At 65.6% G+C, this 19,811-nt stretch carries 24 protein-coding genes and 1 pseudogene; 9 read left to right on the forward strand and 16 right to left on the reverse strand.

Annotated elements, in window-relative coordinates; genetic code table 11:
• The 3 genes and pseudogenes from VE25_RS22615 to VE25_RS04230 form a co-directional block, all read right to left on the reverse strand.
• Positions 1-85, reverse strand: a pseudogene (locus tag VE25_RS22615) (IS5/IS1182 family transposase); the annotation flags it as partial.
• 68 nt (positions 86-153) lie between these two features.
• The gene (locus VE25_RS04225) at positions 154-1,593 is read right to left on the reverse strand and encodes an aldehyde dehydrogenase family protein (protein ID WP_046107354.1); all 1,440 of its coding nucleotides are present in this window, start codon (positions 1,591-1,593) and stop codon (positions 154-156) included.
• Positions 1,594-1,619: 26 nt separating this feature from the next.
• Positions 1,620-2,771 (reverse strand): fumarylacetoacetate hydrolase family protein, encoded by a 1,152-nt coding sequence (locus VE25_RS04230; protein WP_046107355.1) that lies wholly within the window; start codon positions 2,769-2,771, stop codon positions 1,620-1,622.
• A gap of 326 nt (positions 2,772-3,097) precedes the next feature.
• On the opposite strand from VE25_RS04230, the gene VE25_RS04235 reads away from it, so the two are divergent.
• Together VE25_RS04235 and VE25_RS04240 are read left to right on the forward strand one after the other, a co-directional pair.
• Positions 3,098-3,811, forward strand: a complete 714-nt coding sequence (locus tag VE25_RS04235) for an SIMPL domain-containing protein (protein WP_052731717.1) — start codon at positions 3,098-3,100, stop codon at positions 3,809-3,811.
• Between the two features lie 268 nt (positions 3,812-4,079).
• Positions 4,080-4,871: a RibD family protein gene (locus VE25_RS04240; RefSeq protein ID WP_046107357.1), complete on the forward strand. Its 792-nt coding sequence runs from the start codon at positions 4,080-4,082 to the stop codon at positions 4,869-4,871.
• Between the two features lie 2 nt (positions 4,872-4,873).
• Here the strand turns inward: VE25_RS04240 and VE25_RS04245 are convergent, their stop codons facing one another.
• The 3 genes from VE25_RS04245 to VE25_RS21680 all read right to left on the reverse strand — a co-directional run bounded on the left by VE25_RS04245 (position 4,874) and on the right by VE25_RS21680 (position 7,168).
• Positions 4,874-5,704, reverse strand: a complete 831-nt coding sequence (locus VE25_RS04245) for a sulfite exporter TauE/SafE family protein (RefSeq protein WP_046107358.1) — start codon at positions 5,702-5,704, stop codon at positions 4,874-4,876.
• Positions 5,705-5,707: 3 nt separating this feature from the next.
• On the reverse strand, positions 5,708-6,127 hold the full coding sequence (locus VE25_RS04250; RefSeq protein ID WP_046107359.1) for a secondary thiamine-phosphate synthase enzyme YjbQ: 420 nt from the start codon (positions 6,125-6,127) through the stop codon (positions 5,708-5,710).
• Positions 6,128-6,478: 351 nt separating this feature from the next.
• Positions 6,479-7,168, reverse strand: a complete 690-nt coding sequence (locus VE25_RS21680; protein ID WP_152664503.1) for a hypothetical protein — start codon at positions 7,166-7,168, stop codon at positions 6,479-6,481.
• Between the two features lie 96 nt (positions 7,169-7,264).
• Between VE25_RS21680 and VE25_RS04260 the strand changes: the two genes are divergently transcribed.
• The 5 genes from VE25_RS04260 (at position 7,265) to VE25_RS04280 (ending at position 12,243) form a co-directional block, all read left to right on the forward strand.
• Positions 7,265-8,893 (forward strand): OmpA family protein, encoded by a 1,629-nt coding sequence (locus VE25_RS04260; RefSeq protein WP_083988710.1) that lies wholly within the window; start codon positions 7,265-7,267, stop codon positions 8,891-8,893.
• A gap of 135 nt (positions 8,894-9,028) precedes the next feature.
• On the forward strand, positions 9,029-9,544 hold the full coding sequence (locus VE25_RS04265) for a TIGR00645 family protein (RefSeq protein WP_052731719.1): 516 nt from the start codon (positions 9,029-9,031) through the stop codon (positions 9,542-9,544).
• A 200-nt stretch (positions 9,545-9,744) separates the two neighbouring features.
• On the forward strand, positions 9,745-10,158 hold the full coding sequence (locus VE25_RS22620; protein WP_052731720.1) for a hypothetical protein: 414 nt from the start codon (positions 9,745-9,747) through the stop codon (positions 10,156-10,158).
• Between the two features lie 157 nt (positions 10,159-10,315).
• The gene (locus VE25_RS04275) at positions 10,316-11,035 is read left to right on the forward strand and encodes a tellurite resistance TerB family protein (RefSeq protein ID WP_244466863.1); all 720 of its coding nucleotides are present in this window, start codon (positions 10,316-10,318) and stop codon (positions 11,033-11,035) included.
• A 164-nt stretch (positions 11,036-11,199) separates the two neighbouring features.
• Entirely contained in the window at positions 11,200-12,243 is a 1,044-nt protein-coding gene (locus tag VE25_RS04280; RefSeq protein ID WP_046107361.1) for an LLM class flavin-dependent oxidoreductase, read from the forward strand.
• A gap of 206 nt (positions 12,244-12,449) precedes the next feature.
• On the opposite strand, the gene VE25_RS04285 is transcribed toward VE25_RS04280, so the two are convergent.
• Positions 12,450-12,653 (reverse strand): hypothetical protein, encoded by a 204-nt coding sequence (locus VE25_RS04285; RefSeq protein WP_046107362.1) that lies wholly within the window; start codon positions 12,651-12,653, stop codon positions 12,450-12,452.
• Between the two features lie 24 nt (positions 12,654-12,677).
• The gene (locus tag VE25_RS04290; protein WP_046107363.1) at positions 12,678-13,124 is read right to left on the reverse strand and encodes an SRPBCC family protein; all 447 of its coding nucleotides are present in this window, start codon (positions 13,122-13,124) and stop codon (positions 12,678-12,680) included.
• Positions 13,125-13,238: 114 nt separating this feature from the next.
• Between VE25_RS04290 and VE25_RS04295 the strand changes: the two genes are divergently transcribed.
• Together VE25_RS04295 and VE25_RS04300 are read left to right on the forward strand one after the other, a co-directional pair.
• The gene (locus VE25_RS04295; protein ID WP_046107364.1) at positions 13,239-14,459 is read left to right on the forward strand and encodes a DNA-binding protein; all 1,221 of its coding nucleotides are present in this window, start codon (positions 13,239-13,241) and stop codon (positions 14,457-14,459) included.
• Between the two features lie 35 nt (positions 14,460-14,494).
• Positions 14,495-15,151, forward strand: coding sequence for a Vgb family protein (locus VE25_RS04300; protein ID WP_046107365.1), 657 nt, complete (start codon positions 14,495-14,497; stop codon positions 15,149-15,151).
• On the opposite strand, the gene VE25_RS04305 is transcribed toward VE25_RS04300, so the two are convergent.
• From VE25_RS04305 to rpoD, 8 genes are all read right to left on the reverse strand, one after another.
• Positions 15,133-15,519 (reverse strand): GNAT family N-acetyltransferase, encoded by a 387-nt coding sequence (locus tag VE25_RS04305; RefSeq protein WP_052731721.1) that lies wholly within the window; start codon positions 15,517-15,519, stop codon positions 15,133-15,135. The genes VE25_RS04300 and VE25_RS04305 overlap by 19 nt on opposite strands.
• Positions 15,520-15,605: 86 nt before the next feature.
• Positions 15,606-16,061, reverse strand: coding sequence for a preQ(1) synthase (gene queF, locus VE25_RS04310; protein WP_046107366.1), 456 nt, complete (start codon positions 16,059-16,061; stop codon positions 15,606-15,608).
• Between the two features lie 3 nt (positions 16,062-16,064).
• Positions 16,065-16,286 carry a hypothetical protein gene (locus VE25_RS04315; RefSeq protein WP_046107367.1) on the reverse strand — a complete coding sequence of 74 codons (222 nt, stop codon included), beginning with the start codon at positions 16,284-16,286 and terminating at the stop codon, positions 16,065-16,067.
• Positions 16,287-16,456: 170 nt separating this feature from the next.
• Positions 16,457-16,747 (reverse strand): HlyU family transcriptional regulator, encoded by a 291-nt coding sequence (locus VE25_RS04320; protein WP_046107368.1) that lies wholly within the window; start codon positions 16,745-16,747, stop codon positions 16,457-16,459.
• A gap of 56 nt (positions 16,748-16,803) precedes the next feature.
• Positions 16,804-17,079: a DUF2442 domain-containing protein gene (locus tag VE25_RS04325; RefSeq protein WP_046107369.1), complete on the reverse strand. Its 276-nt coding sequence runs from the start codon at positions 17,077-17,079 to the stop codon at positions 16,804-16,806.
• A gap of 6 nt (positions 17,080-17,085) precedes the next feature.
• The gene (locus VE25_RS04330) at positions 17,086-17,355 is read right to left on the reverse strand and encodes a DUF2442 domain-containing protein (RefSeq protein ID WP_046107370.1); all 270 of its coding nucleotides are present in this window, start codon (positions 17,353-17,355) and stop codon (positions 17,086-17,088) included.
• On the reverse strand, positions 17,330-17,611 hold the full coding sequence (locus tag VE25_RS04335) for a DUF4160 domain-containing protein (RefSeq protein WP_046107371.1): 282 nt from the start codon (positions 17,609-17,611) through the stop codon (positions 17,330-17,332). The genes VE25_RS04330 and VE25_RS04335 overlap by 26 nt, the downstream gene beginning before the upstream one ends.
• Before the next feature lie 19 nt (positions 17,612-17,630).
• Positions 17,631-19,703: an RNA polymerase sigma factor RpoD gene (gene rpoD, locus VE25_RS04340; RefSeq protein WP_046107372.1), complete on the reverse strand. Its 2,073-nt coding sequence runs from the start codon at positions 19,701-19,703 to the stop codon at positions 17,631-17,633.
• Between the last annotated feature and the right edge of the window lie 108 nt (positions 19,704-19,811).

The following is a 19,811-nucleotide window of genomic DNA, read 5'->3' on the forward strand; positions in this document are numbered from 1 at the left end:
CCACCCGCGCAACCCCGCGCGGCTTGTTCGGCAACAACGGAGCGATCATCCGCCACTCCGTCTCGCTGAGATCGTATCGCCCCATTCAAGAGCTCCTTTCGGAACCTTGAATCATCAACCCAAATCCTTCGCAACCGCTTATGAGTACGCGCTCTAGCCGGCGGCAGTGTAGGCCGTCTTGACCACGGTGAAGAACTCGGCCGCGTACTTGCCCTGTTCGCGCGGGCCGTAGCTCGAGCCCTTGCGCCCGCCGAACGGCACGTGGAAGTCGACGCCCGCCGTCGGCACGTTGACCATCACCATGCCGGCTTCCGCGTTGCGCTTGAAGTGCGTCGCATATTTCAGCGACGTGGTGACGATGCCGGCCGAAAGCCCGAACTCGGTGTCGTTGGCCGTCGCCAATGCTTCCTCGTAGTCCTTGACCTTGATGACGCTCGCCACCGGCCCGAAGATCTCCTCGCGCGAGATGCGCATGGAGTTGGTCGCCTCGGTAAAGAGCGCCGGCTGCAGGAAATAGCCCTCGGTGTCGCGCGTGACACGATCGCCGCCGACGAGGAGCTTGGCGCCCTCGCCCTTGCCGATCTCGATGTAGTCGGTGTCCTGCTTCAATTGGCTGGGGTCGACCACCGGACCGATCTCGGTGTCCTTGTGGAGTGCGTCGCCGACGCGCAGGTTGCGCGCGCGCTCGGCCAGCGCTTCGACGAATTTGTCGTGAATGCCTTCGGTCACGATCACGCGCGAGGACGCCGTGCAGCGCTGCCCGGTCGAGAAGAACGCCGACTGCGCCACGCTCTCGACAGCGACCTTGAGGTCTGCGTCGTCGAGCACGACCGTTGGATTCTTGCCGCCCATCTCGAGCTGGAACTTGCGCCCGACCTTGATCGAGGCCTCCGCCACCCGCCGGCCGGTGCCGACCGAGCCGGTGAAGGTGATGGCGTTGACATCGGGGCTGTCGAGCATCGTCTGCCCGACGACGGAGCCCTTGCCCATGACGAGATTGAGCACGCCCTTGGGCAGTCCCGCGCGCGTCAGGATGTCCACGATCGCCCAGGTCGAGCCCGGCACCAGGTCCGCCGGCTTGATGACGACGGTGTTGCCGTAGCAGAGCGCGGGCGCGATCTTCCATGAGGGAATGGCGATGGGGAAGTTCCACGGCGTGATGATGCCGACCACACCGATCGGCTCGCGGGTGATCTCCACCCCGATTCCCGGCCGCGCGCTCGGCAGGATTTCGCCCGCCAGCCGCAGCGTCTCGCCGGCGAAGAAGTCGAAGATCTGCCCGGCGCGGGTCACCTCGCCGATGCCCTCGGGCAGCGTCTTGCCTTCCTCGCGGCTCAAAAGCTCGCCAAGCTCCTGCTTGCGCGCCAGGATCTCGTCCGCGGTCTTTCTGAGGATCGCGTGGCGCTCGAGGATGCCCGAGCGCGACCAGGCCGGGAACGCGGCCTTCGCCGCTGCAATCGCCTGCTTGGTCTCCTCGACGGTCGCGCGAGCATAGACGCCCACCACGTCCTTGATGTTGGAGGGATTGATGTTCTCGACCCCGTCCGTGCCCACCCATTCGCCGTCGATCAGGTTCTTGTAGAGTTCGGTCATCGTGAAAGCCTTTGGTTAGTGGGTAGCTAGAGAAGGTCTGCCTTGGCCAGATCGCGCAGCAGATGGCTCGTGCCGTAAGTCCAGGGCGGACATTCGGTTGCGAGCAGCACGCGGTTGGAGAGCGTGCCAAGCGTCGGTGTCGATATCGAGACGATGTCGTCGAGCTTGTGGGTGAAACCCTTGCCCGCCCCGTCGCGATCCTGAATCGGCGCGAACATGGTGCCGAGATAGAGCACCAGCCCGTCCGGATACTGGTGATGCGGCCCGATGGTGGCGGTGACGAGCGACTCGGGGGTCCGCGAGATCTGGCTCATCGACGAGCGCCCCTTGAGCTCGAACCCGTCCTCGCCAGTGACGGTGAGATCGATGTCGGCCTGCGAAATCGTCTCCAGCGTGAACACATCGTCAAAGAGTCGCACGAACGGGCCCAGCGAGGCCGAAGCGTTGTTGTCCTTTGCCTTGCCGAGCAGCAGCGCCGAGCGCCCCTCGACGTCGCGCAGGTTGACGTCGTTGCCGAGCGTCGCCCCGAGGATGCGCCCGCGGCTCGACACCACCAGCGCCACTTCCGGCTCCGGGTTGTTCCAGCTCGAAACCGGGTGCAGCCCGACGTCGGCCCCGTGGCCGACCGAAGACATCGGCTGGCCTTTGGTGAAGATCTCCGCGTCCGGCCCGATGCCGACCTCGAGATACTGGCTCCAGACGCCCCGCGCGATCAGCGCATGCTTGACCTTCATGGCCGCTTCAGAGCCTGGAACGAGCTGCGAAAGGTCGGTGCCGATGAGATCGAGGATTTCCTTGCGCAGCGCGTCGGCCCGCCCGGCATCGCCCCGCGCCTGCTCCTCGATCACCCGCTCGAGCAACGAGACGACGAAGGTCACGCCCGAAGCCTTGATCGCCTGCAGATCGACAGGAGAAAGCAGCGACGGCTTGCCGTCGTCCGAACCGGAGGACCAACTGTTGCCGACGATCGCCTCGACGTCCCCGATGGCCTCGCCCCTGGCGGAGGCCACGTATCCCGCAGGATCGTCGCTTTCGGCGATATCTCGTACGGTTGCGAAACCCTTGGCGGTGATGTCGATCACCGCACCGTCGCGCACCGTGACGATCACCGGATGCAGCACGCCGGGCCTTCTGGCTCTTCCGACAAGGATACCTTCGGCCGGCACGACAGCACTCATGATCGCTTCCCCGCACTAAAATGTCAGGCCGTGAGTAACCCGCCGTACGCCTTCGGCGCAAGCGCTACGTACCTCAACCTTTGGTTGGAGGCGGGACCAATCGCCATTCGGCTCAGGCTGAGTCGAAAATGGTGGGTTTCGAGAACCGGAGCGGAGCGTACCTTGATGGTACGTGAGCACCGGAAGCGTAGAAACCCGGTATTTGCAGGCCAGCCTCAGCCGAATGGCGATTGGTCCCACAGGTTCGTTCAACTCCGGTTCATGTGCGCCCCATTACTGACGCAATGCTGGCGACAGGTGCCGGCATAATTTCAAGGAGTTTCAGCATGCGTCTGCTTACCGGTCTCGTTCCCCTGGTCCTGACCGCCGGCTTCGCGCTGCCCGTCTATGCGGGCACCATTTCCATCGACGGCCGCGGGGAAGTGACCGCCGCTCCCGACACCGCCTTCATCAATTCCGGCGTCACCACCCAGGGCAACACGGCCCGCGAGGCGCTCGACGCCAACAGCGAGGCAATGGCCGATCTCATCGATGCGCTCAGGGAAGCCGGCATCGAATCTCGCGATATCCAGACCTCGGGGTTCTCGGTCAGCCCGAACTACGTCTATTCGGACGAACGCGACGAGAACGGCTACAGCCTGCCACCCAAGATCAGCGGCTATCAGGTCTCCAATTCGGTCTCCGTGCGCGTGCGTGATCTCGAAGCGCTCGGCCAGATCCTCGATCGCTCGGTCACCGTCGGCGCCAACACCGTCAACGGCGTTTCCTTCTCGGTGGCCGACCCCGGCGACCTTTACGACGAAGCCCGCCGCGCCGCCTTCGCCGATGCCCGCCGCAAGGCCGAGCTCTATGCGGAGGTTGCCGGCGAACCGCTGGGCGAGATCGAGAAGATCGCCGAGAGCCAGACCTTCGACCAGCCGCCCCGCCCGATGATGGAAGCCGCGTACGCGCGCGCCGGCGATGCCTCGGTGCCGATCGAAGGCGGCGAGCTCACCTTCTCCATCGTCGTTCAGGTGGAGTGGGAATTGGGCAACAGCTGACCCTTTTTCTCGCCCGCAGGCTGGATTGCGGCAACTGCCGCCACTATCTGCGGGTTGAAATCGAGTTCCCCTTCGTTAACAGAGGGGGCTTGGGGAGGTGGGAGCTTCCACCGTAGTCACTGATCGCTCCCACCGACCTCTCTTTCGGCCGGCCGGAAAGCACCTCGTCGAGGAACGCTTTCCGGCCGGTTTTGCGTTTGCTTGCAGAAGCCGCTGACGAACCCGCGGCGCATGGTGGCATCCTGGGCGCGAACCGGAGGCAGGTGCAATGGAACATTCGTCGGAAACGGATCGGCCACGAGTCGTGGTAGCGGTCAACGCATCGGTCGACGGGCGCATCGCGCTCCGGCGTAACGCTCCGTTGATGCAGGAGGAGTCCGGCCGAATCTGGCATGCGCTCTGGCCGGCCAGTACGCGGGACGTCGAGGCGGCTCGGACCGAAGACATTGCGCGAACCTATGCGCCCCAGGCGATGCTCGAGGGCAGCGGCTCTCTGGTCGCGGAGTCGGCAGGCTCACCAGACGGCCTCGATGCGCGTTTCGAAGGAGCGACAGAAGACCTCTATTCGGACTTCCTGCCTGTGTCGGTCCGCGAACGGCCGGGCCATGGCAAATGGTTCACGGTCGTCGACAGCAGGGGCCGCATACGCTGGACGATGAAGCATCAGGGCGAATACGACGTCCTGGTGCTGGTGGCGCGGGCGACGCCGCCCTCCTACCTCGCCTATTTGCGTGCCGAGGGCATCTCCTATCTCGTTGCCGGAGAGGAGCGGGTCGATCTTGCCGAAGCGCTGCGCCGGATGCGTGATCGGCTGGCAGTGACCTGCGTGGTCTCGACGGCCGGCGGCAGCCTCAATGGCGCTCTCCTCCGCGCCGGATTGGTCGACGTCATCGACCTGCTCGTCGGTCCGATGGCCATCGGCGGCGCGGACACGCCAAGCGTTTTCGATGGCCCGCCGCTGGAGGCCGGCGCAATGCCCACGCGTTTGCGGCTGGTATCGGCGCATGTGGAGACCGATGGGCTCCTGCGCCTGCGCTACGACGTCGAGCGTGGGCTTTGAGCCTATCCTGTGATCACCTTCCAGAGCATGTTGAGCCCGACCAGCACCAGGAAGACGGCGAAGACGTATTTGAGCGTTTTCTGGTCGAGCCGATGGGCGAGCGCGGCCCCGAGCGGCGCGAAGGCTGCCGCGAGCGTCGCCACCAGCACCAGCGCCGCGAGATTGATGTAACCGACGCTGAGTGGCGGCAGCCCCTCGACGCCCCAGCCGGAGATGATGAAGCCGACGGTTCCCGCAAACGCGATCACCACCCCGAGCGCCGCCGAGGTACCGACGGCCTGGTGCATGGTCGCCCCGAACGCCACCTGCGTCGGCACCGAGAGCGATCCGCCCCCGATGCCCATCAGCGCCGAGATGTAGCCGACGACGAACGCGCAGATGCGGTGGGTTAGGCTCGAGCCGTTGAGATGCCCCATCAGCCGCGTCTGGAAGGCGAAGACGATGTTGGCCGCGATCACGAAAGCCATCACGGCGAAGACGATGCGCAGCACGTCCCCCGAATAGAGCCCCGCCATCAACCCGCCGATCAGCGTGCCGGCGAGGATGAACGGCGCCCAGAGCCTGAACACCTTCATGTCCAGCGCCCCTCGCTTGTGATGCGAGCGCGCGCTCATGATGCCCGTCGGGATGATGATGGCCAATGAGGTGCCGACCGCCACGTGCATGACGACGTCCGGGTCGTAACCGAGCCAGAGGAGTGCCGTGGAAAGCGCCGGCACGATGATCGCCCCGCCCCCGATGCCGAGCAGCCCCGCCGCGAGCCCCGAGAACACGCCTGTGACCATCAGACCGGCGACGAATGGCCAGTAGGCAGCCAGCTCGCTCCATTCCATCCGCTATTCTCCGATGACGTGCAGCACCACCTGCCGTCGGTGCGGCTGCGTGCGGTGCTCGAAAAGGTAGATGCCCTGCCAGGTGCCGAGCACCGGCTGCGCATCGATCACGGGGATGGACAGCGACGTCTGCGTCAGCGCGGCCCTGATGTGGGCCGGCATGTCGTCGGCGCCTTCGGTGGTGTGGGTCAGCCATTCCATCCCTTCCGGCACCAGTCGACGGAAATAGCCCTCGAGGTCGACCTGTACGTCCGGATCGGCGTTCTCCTGGATGAGGAGCGAGCACGACGTATGTCGCACATAGACCGTCAGCACGCCCTTGCCCACGCCCGAGCCCGCTACGAAACCGCGCACGCTCCGCGTGAACTCGGTAAGGCCCTTGCCTGCGGTGGCGATGGTCAGCGTTTCGAACGCTTGCTGCATGGGCACGCCTCGGGAGAGTGGTCGGAAAGGACACTGGCCCTAGCATCTTGCCGCATTTGCGCCAAGATCGGACCGCTGGCCGAAGGTTCCGCACAGGAGTGGAACCCGGCATAGAACAGGGCGTTGCGGCTGGCGCGGGAGGATTGCTGCAGCAGTTTTGGAGCTGACCATTCGTTCAGGTTCGGTTCAGAACCACACACCAATGCTGTCTGTCCGCAATTTGGGAGCGGCACGCGCAAGGGACCGCCTATCGGCCTGGCGTGCCTGCTGCGACAAGAAAAAACAGGGCCGGAGCGATTCGCCCCGGACCCGGCACGAGAAGGAAAACAACAGATGCGCCTCAGAAACTGGCTACTGACCGGGACGAGTCTCGGCGTTCTCGCCTTCGCGCCCCTCGGCGTCCAAGCCCAAGATGCGGGCCTGGCTGCCGCCTATCAGGCCCTCCAGCAAGCCGAAGCTTCCGGCGATGCCGCCGCCGCCCAGGCTGCGCGTGATGCATTTGCGCAGGCCTGTATCGGTGCGGGATACCCGAGCGTCGATGCGTGCGTGGGCGCCGCCACGGGCGCCGGTGAGCCGGCTGCCCCGCCCCCCGAGGCCCAGCCAGAGCCCCAACCGGAACCTCAGCCCGAGCCGGCGCCCGAACCCGCTCCGGAACCGGCGCCCGTCGAAGAGCCCGCCCCCGTCGAGCAGCCGGCGCCAGAGCCAGAGCCTGCTCCAGTCGAGGAGTCCGCGCCTGCTCCCGAACCTGCTCCCGAAGCGGCTCCGGAAGTCGTCGAGGAGCCTGCTCCCGCTCCCGTGGAGGAACCCGCCCCGGCTCCGGAACCCGCGCCCGTCGAAGAGCCTGCGCCCGAACCCCAGCCGCAGCCCGAGGCTGCGCCCGAGCCCGCCCCGGAACCTGCTCCCGCCGAACAGCCCGCACCTGTCGAAGAGCCCGCCCCGGCGCCTGAACAGCCGGCCGAGCCCGCGCCTGAGCCCGAGGTCGTCCAGCCGCCCGCAGCCGAGCAGCCCCCTCCGGTTGAAGAGCCTGCTCCGGCTGAACAACCCACCGAGCAGCCTGCGCCCGCCCAAGAGCCTGCTCCGGCCGAGCATCCAGCTCCCGCCGCCGGCGCCGATATCAGCGCCGCGCTCTCGGCCCAGGTGGATGCCTATAATGGCGCAATCGCCGACCTGATGGCCGGTGGCGATTCTGCGGCCGCCCGTGCCGAGCTCGAAGCCTCCCGCGCCGAAATGCAGGCGCTTTGCGCGCAGGCCGGCTATCCTTCCCTCGAGGAGTGCCTCGCCGCGCAGAGCATTACCCTGCCCGCCGTTCCCGCCATCGATCAGCCGGCCGAACAGCCCGCTCCCGAGGCGCCCGTGCCGGAGCAGCCCGCCGAACCCGCTCCGGTGGAGGGCCAGCCGGCGCCTGAAACTCCCGCTCCCGTGGACGGCCAGCCCGCTCCCGAAGCGCCGGTTGCCGGTCAGCCGAGCCCCGACACCCCCGTCGACCAGGCGGTCGAGGTGGTCGAGACGCTGCCCGAAGGGATAACCGCCGAAGACCTGGCGCCTGTCCTCGACAGCGCCAAGGACGCCGCGGTTGCACCTGTCGAGGGTCAGCCCGCAGAGGACCAGCCGGTCGAAGGCCAGCCCGCCCCCGAGGTCGACGCCAGCGCCGAAGCTCCGGCGCCTGCCGAACCGGTGGCGCCGCCTACTACGGACGTCGACGCCCAGGCCCAGCTGGCCGTCGAACAGGCCGCCATCGTCTCGGCGACCGAGGAAGCCGGTGAGCGCATGGACATCCAGTCCTTCGAGCCGGTGACCGTCCCGCAGAACGTGACGATCATCAACCAGACCAACGTCACGAACATCACCAACAACACCGTGACGAACAACGTCACCAACAACGTGCAGAACAACAACATCAACGTGAACTACGGTGACGTGCTGACCCAGGTGATCGTCGAGGTGGGCAACCAGCTCATCATCAACAACCGCGGCCAGGATACCGAGCGTTTCATCGAGTACGATGCCGATGAGGTCTACTACGAGCGCCTCGGCAACGGACGTATCCGCGAGACGGTGCTGCGGCCCGATGGCACGCAGATCGTCACCGTGCGCAACCGCAACGGCGATATCCTGCGCCGCTCCCGCATCACGCCGGATGGGCGCGAGTATATCCTCTCCTGGTTCGATGACCGCTACTACGACGACCTGCTCGAGTGGCGCGACCCGGCCCGCGAGCTGCCGCCGCTGCGCCTCAACATCCCGGTCAGCGAGTACGTGCTCGATGCGCGCCGGGCCGACCAGCAGCAGATCGAGACGTTCTTCGCCCAGCCGCCGGTCGAACAGGTCACCCGCCTCTATTCGATCGACGAGGTGAAGCGCTCGGCGCGCGTGCGTGACATGGTCCGCCGGCTCGAGATCGGCAACCTGACCTTCGAGACCGGCTCGGCCAATGTCGGGCGCGACCAGGTCAACAATCTCAGCGCCGTCGCCGGCGCCATGCTGGACCTGCTCGCCCGCAACCCGGCCGAGACCTTCCTCATCGAGGGTCACACCGACGCCGTCGGGTCCGATATCTCGAACCTCGAGCTGTCGGATCGCCGCGCCGGCACCGTCGCCCGCATCCTCACCGACTTCTACGGCGTGCCGCCGGAGAACCTCGCGACCCAGGGCTATGGCGAGCGCTATCTCAAGATCCGCACCGAACGTGCCGAACGCGAGAACCGCCGGGTGATGATCCGACGCATCACTCCGCTGGTGACGCCTTACGTCGCCAGCGCCCAGTAAACGCGCTCACAAAGCATGAAGGCCGGGCTCCCAAGCCCGGCCTTTTCCGTTTGTCCCGCATGCATCGGACGCTCTTCCCGCCCGATCCGATTTTGGCTATTCCTGCCGCCGCCGCTATATATCGGAGCCATTGAATTGAAGCGCCTGGAACTCCTCGTCGAAAGCGTCATCCTCGCCTCGCGGTGGCTTCTGGTGGCGTTCTATCTGGGCCTCGGCCTCGCCCTCGCGATCTATGCGGTTTCGTTCGCCCTCAAACTCTGGGATTTCGCCTCCCACGTCATTGGCCTCGACGATACCGAGGTGATCCTCAAGATCCTCGGGCTGATCGATGCCGCGCTCATCGCCTCGCTGCTGGTGATGGTCATCATCTCCGGCTACGAGAATTTCGTTTCCCGCTTCGACAGGGAGGACGAGGTGCACTGGCTCGGCCAGATCGACGCCGGTTCGCTCAAGATCAAGGTGGCCTCGACGATCGTCGCCATCTCCTCGATCCACCTGCTGCAGGTCTTCCTCAACGTCACCATCTACACGCCGAACCAGCTCTTCTGGTACACGACGATTCACATCGCCTTCATCGTTTCGGCGCTGTTCCTGGCCCTCATCGATCGTATCTCGAAGAAACCCGCGAAGGCGGCGGGACCGGAACTCTGAGCGCCGGATAAGCGCCATATTTCATGAAAAAGCCATAATCGGCAGCGGCCTTGCGCCGAGTTAACTGCAGATAAATAGCTGAATCTGCGCGCCTTTTGATAAATTGAGCCGCGGGATTCACTTCGATCACGATTCCGGGAACAAACATATCGCCAGCAACGTTTCTTTACCGACCACTTGCACACTAAGGAGCGTTGCAAATGACCAACAACCCCGATCGTGACAACCTTTATACCAGCGACAACAGCCGCTCGGTTTACACGCGTGAAAGCAATGGTACCGGGTGGTTCGTCGGCATCATCGTGGCCCTGGCACTGCTTGCCATCGGCTACCTCGTGTTCTCGGCCAATTCCGGTCCTTCGACCGGGGTGGGTGAAGGCGCGGCGCCGACGACGACCGAATCTCCGATGACCGATCCGGCCACTCCGGCTCCCATGACCGAAGCGCCCGCGACCGGCACCGAGCCCGCCCCGATGACTGAGGCGCCCGCTACCGAAACGGCTCCCGCCGCTCCGGCAGCCCCGGCGACCGAGGCTCCGGCTCCGGCGACCGAAACGCCGGCTCCCGCTGAAGGCGGCGCTGCTGCCCCGACCGAGGCTCCGGCCTCTCCGTAAGGGCAACAAGAACTCCCCGAAGCTTCAGTCCTCCCTCTGAAGCGCACGAAGCCCCGGCTGCCCCGCCGGGGCTTTTCGTTGTTCATGCGGCACGATCAGCAATCGATCTTGCCAAATGCTCCCTTCTCGCCTTGTACATGCCCAATTCGATCCCCAAATGCCCGAACACGTCAGGACGCACAAGGAAACCGCCATGTTCAACGTCGACCAGATCCTCAAGGCTCTGCAGACCGATCCCAACACCCAGCGCACGGCGGCGACGGGCGCTGCCGGCCTGGCAGCCGGCATGCTGCTGTCTGGCGGCAAGCCGGGCAAGCTCCTTGGCAACGCCGTCAAGATCGGCGCAGTCGCCGCCGTCGGTGGCCTCGCCTACAAGGCCTGGCAGAACTATCAGGCCAAGCAGCCCGGCCATGCCGGCGCTCCGACGTCCGGCGAGGAAGCCTTCATCCCGGCGCCGAGCCAGGAGACCGCGCGCGAGGAGCTCGGCAAGTCGCTGGTGCGCGCCATGATCGCCGCCGCCAAGGCCGACGGACGGATCGATTCCGACGAGAAGGACGCAATCTTCAAAAAGCTCGAAACGATGGCGCTCTCGGCCGAGGAGAAGGCCTGGGTGTTCGACGAGCTCTCGAGCCCCCTCGACATCAACGCCGTCGCCGCCCGCGCCAACACGCCCGAACACGCGGCCGAGATCTACGCCGCCTCGCTCGTCGCCATCACCGCCGATACTCCCGCCGAGCGCGCCTATCTCGATGCGCTTGCCGGCAAGCTGAAGCTCGATCCGGCGCTCGTTTCCGAGATCCACGCAGCCGCCGGCGAAAAGGCTCCGCAGCCGGTCACGGTTTCTGCCGGCAGCTATCAGCCGACCGGGAACGTTTGAACGGCTGACCCGTTTTAGCAGCGCCCCCAAGCGCTTCGGCTTCCCTCCGAAGCAGAAAGCCCCAGTCTCGCGCTGGGGTTTTCCTTTTTCCGGTTACACTCATGTGCCGTCTTGAACCGGCTCTTTCCGCCGGCCATGTGTCACGGCGACAAGAGGACACGCCGATGCAACTGGGTCTCTATTCCTTCGCCGAGAACACCACCGAGCACTTTTCCGGCCGCCTGCAGTCGCCGGCCGAGCGCCTCGCCGATCTCATCGAGGAGATCGAGCTCGCCGACCAGGTCGGCCTCGACTTCTACGGCCTCGGCGAGCATCACCGTCCGGACTTCGTCGCCTCGGCGCCCGTGACCATCCTTGCGGCCGCCGCGGCACGCACCAGATCGATTCGCCTCTCCACCGCCGTGACGGTCCTCAGCTCCGAGGATCCCATCCGCGTCTGGCAGCAGTTCTCGACCCTCGACCTCATCTCCAACGGCCGGGCCGAGATCATGGCCGGCCGCGGCTCGTTCGTCGAAAGCTTTCCGCTTTTCGGCTACGACCTCAACGACTACGATGATCTCTTCGAGGAAAAGCTCGCCATGCTCCTTGCCATCCGCGAGGGCGGCAAGGTCGAGTGGCCCGGCTCCAACCATACCAAGCCGATCCCCGGCATCGAGATCTATCCCAAGCCCATCCAGCAGACCCTGCCCCTCTGGATCGCCGTCGGCGGCACGCCGAACTCGGTCGCCCGCGCCGCCTATTACGGCCTGCCGCTGATGCTCGCCATCATCGGCGGCAACCCGCGCCAGTTCGCCCCGCTCGTCCAGTTCTACCGCGATAGCCTGAAGCAGGTCGGCAAGGACGAGACGACGCCCGTCGGCATCTCCTCCCATGGCTTCATCGCCGAGAACAGCCAGGATGCCCGCGATATCGCTTTCCCCGCCCACCACGAGGCCATGAGCCGCATCGGCAAGGAGCGCGGCTGGCCGCCCACCACCCGTGCCCAGTTCGAGGCCGGCGCGGGCCCGGACGGCGCCTATCACATGGGCTCGCCCCAGGAGGTCATCGACAAGATCCTCGCCCAGCACGAGTGGTTCCGGCACGACCGCTTCGGCCTGCAATTCTCGGTCGGAACGCTCCCCCACGACAAGGTGATGAAAGCCATCGAGCTCTTCGGCACGGTCGTGAAACCGGCCATCGACAAGGCGCTGGGCGAAAAGGGGAACTGACTTCGCACCGGCTTATCAGCCTTTGCCCCTCCCCCTTGAGGAGGGGGAGGGGTGGGGGAAGCATCGGCAGCTCACTTTGGCACCAGTATGCCTCATCCACCGGCTGTGATCCCGGCTCTCGCCGGATGACAGCCGGTGGATGGGAACGATCGTGCCGCAAACACGGCCGCCCGTCTTCCAGCAAGGGACGACCCAGATATCCTGGCCTACTCGGCCGGAACGTGCGACCAGTCCTGCCTCGGCCGCCGCACCAGTATCATCCGGCGCAAGAGCCCTTTGAACACCTGCATCCGCGTGGGGGCGGCCTGAACGCCGTCCCGCTCGCGCGCCGCGGCGATCTCCGCCGCAACGCTCGGGTGTATCCCGACATTCCGGTCGATATCCTTGAAGTCGTAGGGTGCGGGAATCATCTCTCATCTCCTTGAGTTTCGGGGTTATCCCCAGTTGTCGATCAGTACGTCGTTCGGGTGAGGCTGGCCCTTGCCGGTCTCGACGAGTGACTTGAGGCTCATCAGGAACACGCCCCACTTGGTGCTGCAGTGGTGCATGAACTCCACCGGCTCCTTCCAACCCATGTGCTTGAAGAGCACGATGGCGTAGTCGTCCTCCTGCTTGAGATCGAACCCGATCCGGGTCCCGATCCACTCGGCCGGCCCGTCGACGACTTCCCAGAGCACGCGCCTGGACGGCTCGAGCTCGAGCACCTTCATCTTGAAGAAGCCCCGGTCGCTGAAGCGGAAGAAGATCTCTCCGCCGACCTGGCTGTCGCCGGTCGTATCGTGCGTCCACCAGTCGGCAAGACCCTTGATGGTGGCGAGCGCCGCATAGGCCTCGCTCACGGAAGACGACTTGAGACCGACCTTGTGCAGAATGTCCGGCATTGCAATTCTCCTTGTGTTCCAGCCGTTTCGATACGACCGTGCTGATCGATCGACTGGGGAGAGGCTAACGCCGGGGCTGCGGACGGTGAGAGTTACAAGTGTGTCGGGATTTCAATGGACGCCCTGATCGCAGCCGCAGCGCGGGCCCTCGCGACCGGGGATATCCTCGGCGCCCTCAAGCGTGTCGCCCTGCGCGGGGATGCGCCGGCGCTCGCCTTGCGCGGCATCGCCATGGCCCAGCTCGGCGACTTCCCGCGCGCCAAGGCGCTCCTCAAGAGCGCGGCGCGAGCCTTTGGGCCTAGAGAGGCCGTCGCCCGCGCCCGCTGCATCGTCGCCGAGGCCGAGATCGCCCTCGTCTCGCGTGATCTGGGCTGGCCCGAGGCATCCCTCGCGGCGGCGGGGGCAACGCTCGCGGCCCGTGGCGACAGGGTGAACGCCACCCACGCCCTGCACCTGGAAGCGCGCCGCCTGCTCCTCCTCGGGCAGCTCGACGAGGCTGAACACAAACTCGGCACACTCCCCTCTGCGCCGCTGCCGCCTGCCCTCGGCGCCGCCCACGAGCTGATTCGCGCCGGCATCGCCATGCGCCGCCTGCAAGCGAAAGCCGCTCGCGCGTCGCTGGCTCGCGCCGGGCTCGCCGCCCGCGAGTCCGGCATCGCAGCCCTGGCCGCCGAGGTCGAAAGCGCCTCCGCCATGCTGGATGCCCCCGCCGCGCGCCTCGTCGCGGGCGGAACGGAGCGCCTGCTCGGCATCGAGGACGTCGAGACTGTGCTGGCCTCGGATGCGCTGGTCGTCGACGCGACCCGCAACGTCGTGCGCAGAGACGAGACGATCGTACCGCTCGCCACACGCCCCGTCCTCTTCGCGCTCGCCCGCACCCTTGCTGAAGCCTCACCTGGCGACGTCGCACGGGACGTGCTTCTCGCCCGTGCCTTCGGGGCAAGGCACGCCGACGAATCCCATCGCGCGAGATTGCGGGTCGAGATCGGGCGGCTGCGCGCCATGCTGCGGCCGCTGGCAGGCATCAGCGCCACCGAAAGCGGCTTCGTCCTGAAACCGCGCCGGACGCGCGAGGTCCTCGTGCTGGCCCCGCCCGTGGATGAGCGGCATGCCGCGGTCCTCGCCCTGCTCGCCGACGGCGAAGCCTGGTCGAGTTCCGCCCTCGCCATCGCGCTCGGCACCAGTCCGCGAACCGTGCAGCGCGCACTCGAGGAGCTGGCGGCTGCCGGCAAGGCGCAGGCCTTCGGCAACGGCCGGGCGCGCCGCTGGATCACCCCGCCCGTACCCGGATTCCCGACAATCTTGTTACTCCCGGGTCCTCTGCCCGGCAGCTAGGCTGGCTCCAATATCAAGCGAGAGGACCTTGCATCATGAAAACCGCAACTGCTGAAATTCTGCGCGAATACGGCCCTTATCCCGGGGTCACTGACGTCGGCGGCGTGACCTTCGATGGCCGCAACGTTTGGTTCGCCTCGGGTGACAGGATCAACGCCATAGATCCGGCAACGGGCGAGCCCGTCCGTGCGATCGAAATGGCCAACGCCGACGCCGGCACGGCCTTCGACGGCCAGCATATCTTCCAGGTGGTCGAGGACAGGATCGAGAAGATCGATCCCGAGACCGGCCGCGTGCTCGCGGCGATCCCCGCCCCAGGCGGAGGCAGCGATTCCGGGCTCGCCTGGGCGGAAGGATCGCTCTGGGTCGGCCAATACCGCGCCCGCAGGATCCACCAGATCGATCCCGAAACGGGCAAGATCCTGCGCACCATCGAATCCAACCGGTTCGTGACCGGCGTCACCTGGGTCGACGGCGAGCTTTGGCACGGCACGTGGGAGGACGACAGAAGCGACGTGCGCCACGTCGACAGCCGGACGGGAGAGGTTCTCGAAATCCTCGAAATGCCCGAAGGCGTCCACGTGTCCGGCCTCGAGTCGGACGGTTCCGGCCAGTTCTTCTGCGGCGGCGGCAGCACCGGAACGCTGCGGGCGATCCGCCGGCCGGCCAGGGCTCACGCGACGAATTCGTAGACCAGCCACTCCTCGCCCTCGAAACGATGGGGCTGCGCGTTCCGGCAGTACCGGAGGCGGGACCAGAAGCGGGCAGCCCCCGCGTTACGTTCGATGACGCCGATATGCCACCGGCCGGGATGACCATTGATGATCGTTTCGGCCGCGCTCCGCCCGACGCCGCGCCCGCGATATGCCTTCAGCACGAAGAACTCCGCCATGAAGAAGCAAGGATGCGCGCCGGTCACCGGACACGCCTCGATCACGAGCGCAAAGCCCGCCAGCTCTCCATCGCAATGGATGAGATAGGGGTGCTGCCAGAAGCGATCGAGATAGTCGTATTCGAACCGGCCGTCCGCGCCGACCGGGAACGGGAGATCGCCTGTCATGTCATAGAGATAGAGCTGCAGCAGGTTCTAGATGACGGATCGCTGCCCCTCTTCGGCTCGCATGACAGTCGCGGGCGACCCCATCGCTATCCCCGCCCGCGATAGGGCGGCACGCCCTGGTCGGGCAGCCACAGGCCTTCGGGCGGTGCGCCGGTCTGCCAGAAGACGTCGATCGGGATGCCGCCGCGCGGGTACCAATAACCGCCGATCCGCAGCCAGCGCGGCTTGACCGCCTCGACGATCTTCCTGCCGATATCGATCGTGCAGCCCTCGTGGAACGCCCCATGGTTGCGGAACGAGGTGAGATAAAGCTTCAAGGACTTGGACTCGACGAGGTGCCGGTCCGGCACGTAGTCGATGACGAGGTGGGCGAAGTCCGGCTGTCCGGTCACCGGGCAGAGCGAGGTGAACTCGGGCGCGACGAACCGCGCCACATAGAGCGTATCGGGATGCGGGTTGGGCACGGGATCGAGTACCGCGTCCTCCGGACGCTCGGGCGCGCCGACGTCCCGGCCGAGCTGCAGGTTCTGCGCCTCGATCATCGCCTACTTGCCGCTGCGCTTGATCGATTTGATGGCGAGCGGGGGAATGCCGGACCTCTCGGCGATGGCCCGGTCCTGGTCCATGATGGCGGTGCGGGCCGGCTCGTCACCATCGAGCCCGCCGAGGAGGCTTGCGTCCACCCGGCGGTTGGAGCGCTGGCTGCCGTCCTCATAGGTGACGTCGAACAGGACGAATTCCTGGCGGGCTGTGGGTTTCTTGGCCATTGACGTGTCTCCTGCCTGCGCGCTCGTCCAGGCGGGCCGGAATCCGCCGCCTGGCATGCGCTGCAATGTTGCGATTGTCGCCCGCTCTTAGCAGATGCGGCCGCGATGTGAGAACATTTTGAATCTCGGGCTCATCACTTTTCCGCTCCCAGAAGCGGCAAAGCCGGCCGTCAGGAAAAGATGCGCTCGCCCTGCTCGTCGATGATCTGCCGCCCTTTGGAGAGCGCGATTGCGACGAGGTCTTCCTTGCTGCTCATGCGGTCGGCGCGCACGAACCGGTAGGTCTTGAGCTCGCCGCCGATCTCCTTCTCGATGGTGCCGGCGAGCTGCATCTCGCTGCCGGCCGGCATGTGGATCGCCTTGATGAGGAAGCCCTTGTAGCTCTCCTCGCCCAGCACCTTGTCGCCGCCCGCGGCCGGCTTGTCGTTGCCGCCACCAAAGAGCTTCTTCAAAAAGGACATGGGGTTCTCCCTTGCGGCCGCCTGTGTTTGGGTCGGTTAAGACCGGTAGATTGGTCCTACCGCGCCCGGCGCGTCTCGCGCAAGACGAGACCGCCCTGCTTTTCGATCTCCTCGCGCAGCCAGTCGGGCGAGATGTCGAAATGATTGGGCCAGGTCGGCACGCCGTTCTCGAGCGTCACCCGCCCGAAATACCGCCGGTCCCGCAGCGCCGAAACCGACCCCGGCTCGCCCAACATCCTTGCCGCATCGAACACGCCATAGACGCCGTCGCTGAACATCACCTGCAGCTTGAACGGCGGCGCGGTGCGGATGGAGGTGACCTTGAGGGGCATGAAGCGCTATTCAGCTGCCACGTGACCAAGTTCACCGGCCGCGGACATCTCCCGGCGAAGCCACTCAGGAGCAATGTCGAATCCGTTCGGCCACGTCGGCGCGCCAAATTCGAGGAAAACACGCGCGAAATATGCCTCATCTCGCAGGGGTTCGGTCAGAGGACCAGGCTCACGCACCATCTCTGCGAAATCGTGCACGCCTTCGCTGCCGTCGGCAAAGCGGACCGATAGCTGGAAACCATCGAGTTTTCTAAGGCTGGTCACTTTGGTCAGCATCGAGACCCGCTATCCTTTCAAGCTGCTCGTTCGCCCGTGCACGCGTCCAATTGTTGCGCAGTTCGGACTGGTGCGCCAGCGCCCACTCCTGAACCAGTCGCGAAGCCCTCTTGGGCAGGCTACCCTCGATGACCTCACCGGTTTCGATCGAGACATTTGCCTCATACTCTCCATAGATGGCATGGAAGTGGGGAGGCGGATGGTCGCGAACATACATACGGATCGCGATGCCGTAGAACCATGAGATCGTCGGCATCGCCACCAATCCGTATAGGCTAATTATCGAGGAAGCTCCGCAGCTTCCTCGACCGGCTCGGGTGCTTCAGCTTGCGCAGCGCCTTGGCCTCGATCTGGCGGATACGCTCGCGGGTCACCGAGAACTGCTGGCCGACTTCCTCCAGCGTGTGGTCGGTGTTCATGCCGATGCCGAAGCGCATGCGCAGCACGCGTTCCTCGCGCGGCGTGAGCGAGGCCAGCACCCGCGTCGTGGTCTCGCGCAGGTTCGACTGGATGGCCGCATCGATCGGCTGGATCGCATTCACGTCCTGAATGAAGTCCCCGAGGTTGCTATCTTCCTCGTCGCCGATGGGCGTCTCGAGGCTGATCGGCTCCTTGGCGATCTTCAGGACCTTGCGCACCTTGTCGAGCGGCATCTGCAGCTTTTCGCTGAGCTCTTCCGGCGTCGGCTCGCGGCCGATCTCGTGCAGCATCTGGCGGCTGGTGCGCACGATCTTGTTGATCGTCTCGATCATGTGCACCGGAATGCGGATGGTGCGCGCCTGGTCGGCGATCGAGCGGGTGATCGCCTGCCGGATCCACCAGGTGGCATAGGTCGAGAACTTGTAGCCGCGCCGGTACTCGAACTTGTCCACCGCCTTCATCAGGCCGATGTTGCCTTCCTGGATGAGGTCGAGGAACTGCAGGCCGCGGTTGGTGTACTTCTTGGCGATGGAGATAACGAGGCGAAGGTTGGCTTCCACCATCTCCTTCTTGGCGATGGCCGCCTCGCGCTCGCCCTTTTGCACCTTGTGGACGATGCGGCGGTACTCGGCGATGTTGAGGCCCGTCTCGGTCGCCAGCGTCGCGATGTCGCCCCGCAGCTCGGCGATGGTGTCGGCCTCGCGCCGGGCAAATTCGGCCCAGCCCTTGCCCTCGCGGGTCGCGAGCGATGCTTCCCAGGCGGGGTTCACCTCGTTGCCGTAGTAGCTCTCGAGGAAGATGTCGCGCTTGACGCCATAGCTTTCCGCCAGGCGCAGCAGCCGGCCCTCGAGCCGCACCAGTCGCTTGTTGATGTCGTAGAGCTGCTCGACGAGACTTTCGATGCGGCTGGCGTTGAGCGAGAGCGACTTGACGTCGGCGATGACGTCGGAGCGCAGCGCATCCATGGTCGTCTTGTCCGCTTCGCTGACCGCGACCGTGCGATCCTCGGCGTAGCGGTCCTGCATCTCGCGCATCTTGCCGTAGGCATCGGCGATGCGGTCGAAGGTCGCAACGACCTGCGGCTTCAGTTCCGCTTCCATGGCCGAGAGCGAGAGCGCGTTCTCGAAATCGTCGTCCTCTTCCTCGACCGGATCCTGCGGCGCCTCGGGCTCCTCGGGCACGTAGTCGTCATCGTCGTCGGAGGAGGCGGGCTTGGCCTTCTTGACCGGCTCGGGCTGCTTCTTCTTCTCGATTTCGGCCGATTTCGGCGCGATCAGGGTCGCAAGGTCCGGCGCGGGCGCCGCCTGCTTGGCGTCGGGCCCGGCATAGGTCGCCTCGAGGTCGATGATGTCGCGCAGGAGGATCTCGCCGTTGGCGAGCTGGTCGCGCCAGATGATGATGGCCTGGAAGGTCAGCGGGCTCTCGCAGAGCCCCTCGATCATCGTCTCGCGGCCGGCCTCGATGCGCTTGGCGATGGCGATCTCGCCCTCGCGCGACAGGAGCTCGACCGAGCCCATCTCGCGCAGGTACATGCGCACCGGATCGTCCGTGCGGTCGCTGCCCTCGCGGGTATTGGACTTGGACGCGACGGCCGTGCTGCCCGAAGGCGCAAGGTCCCCGCCCTCTTCATCGTCTCCGCCGCCGGCATCGCTGTCGGCTTCCTCGACCTCGTCCTCGTCGACGACATTGATGCCCATGTCCGAGAACATCGACATGATGTCCTCGATCTGCTCGGAGGAAACCTCCTCCGAGGGCATCACGGCGTTGAGTTCCTCATAGGTCACATATCCGCGTTTCTTGGCGACCTTGATGAGCTTCTTGACCGCCGCATCGGAAAGGTCGAGCAAGGGGCTGTCGTTCGTCGTTTCCTGGCCCGATTCGGGCTTCTCGGTCTCTTTGCTGGGCTTAACTGCTGCCTTGGTGGCCATATAGTGCTCCTCGGGACCCGTGGGCGGTCGGGTGCCGGTCAGGTTGTCGCCATGAGCATGGTCGGGGTCTTCCGAGACCTGCGATCCATCTTCGGGACCATGCTTAGT

Origin of the sequence: Devosia geojensis, from assembly GCF_000969415.1 — a bacterium.
GTDB classification, from domain to species: domain Bacteria; phylum Pseudomonadota; class Alphaproteobacteria; order Rhizobiales; family Devosiaceae; genus Devosia; species Devosia geojensis.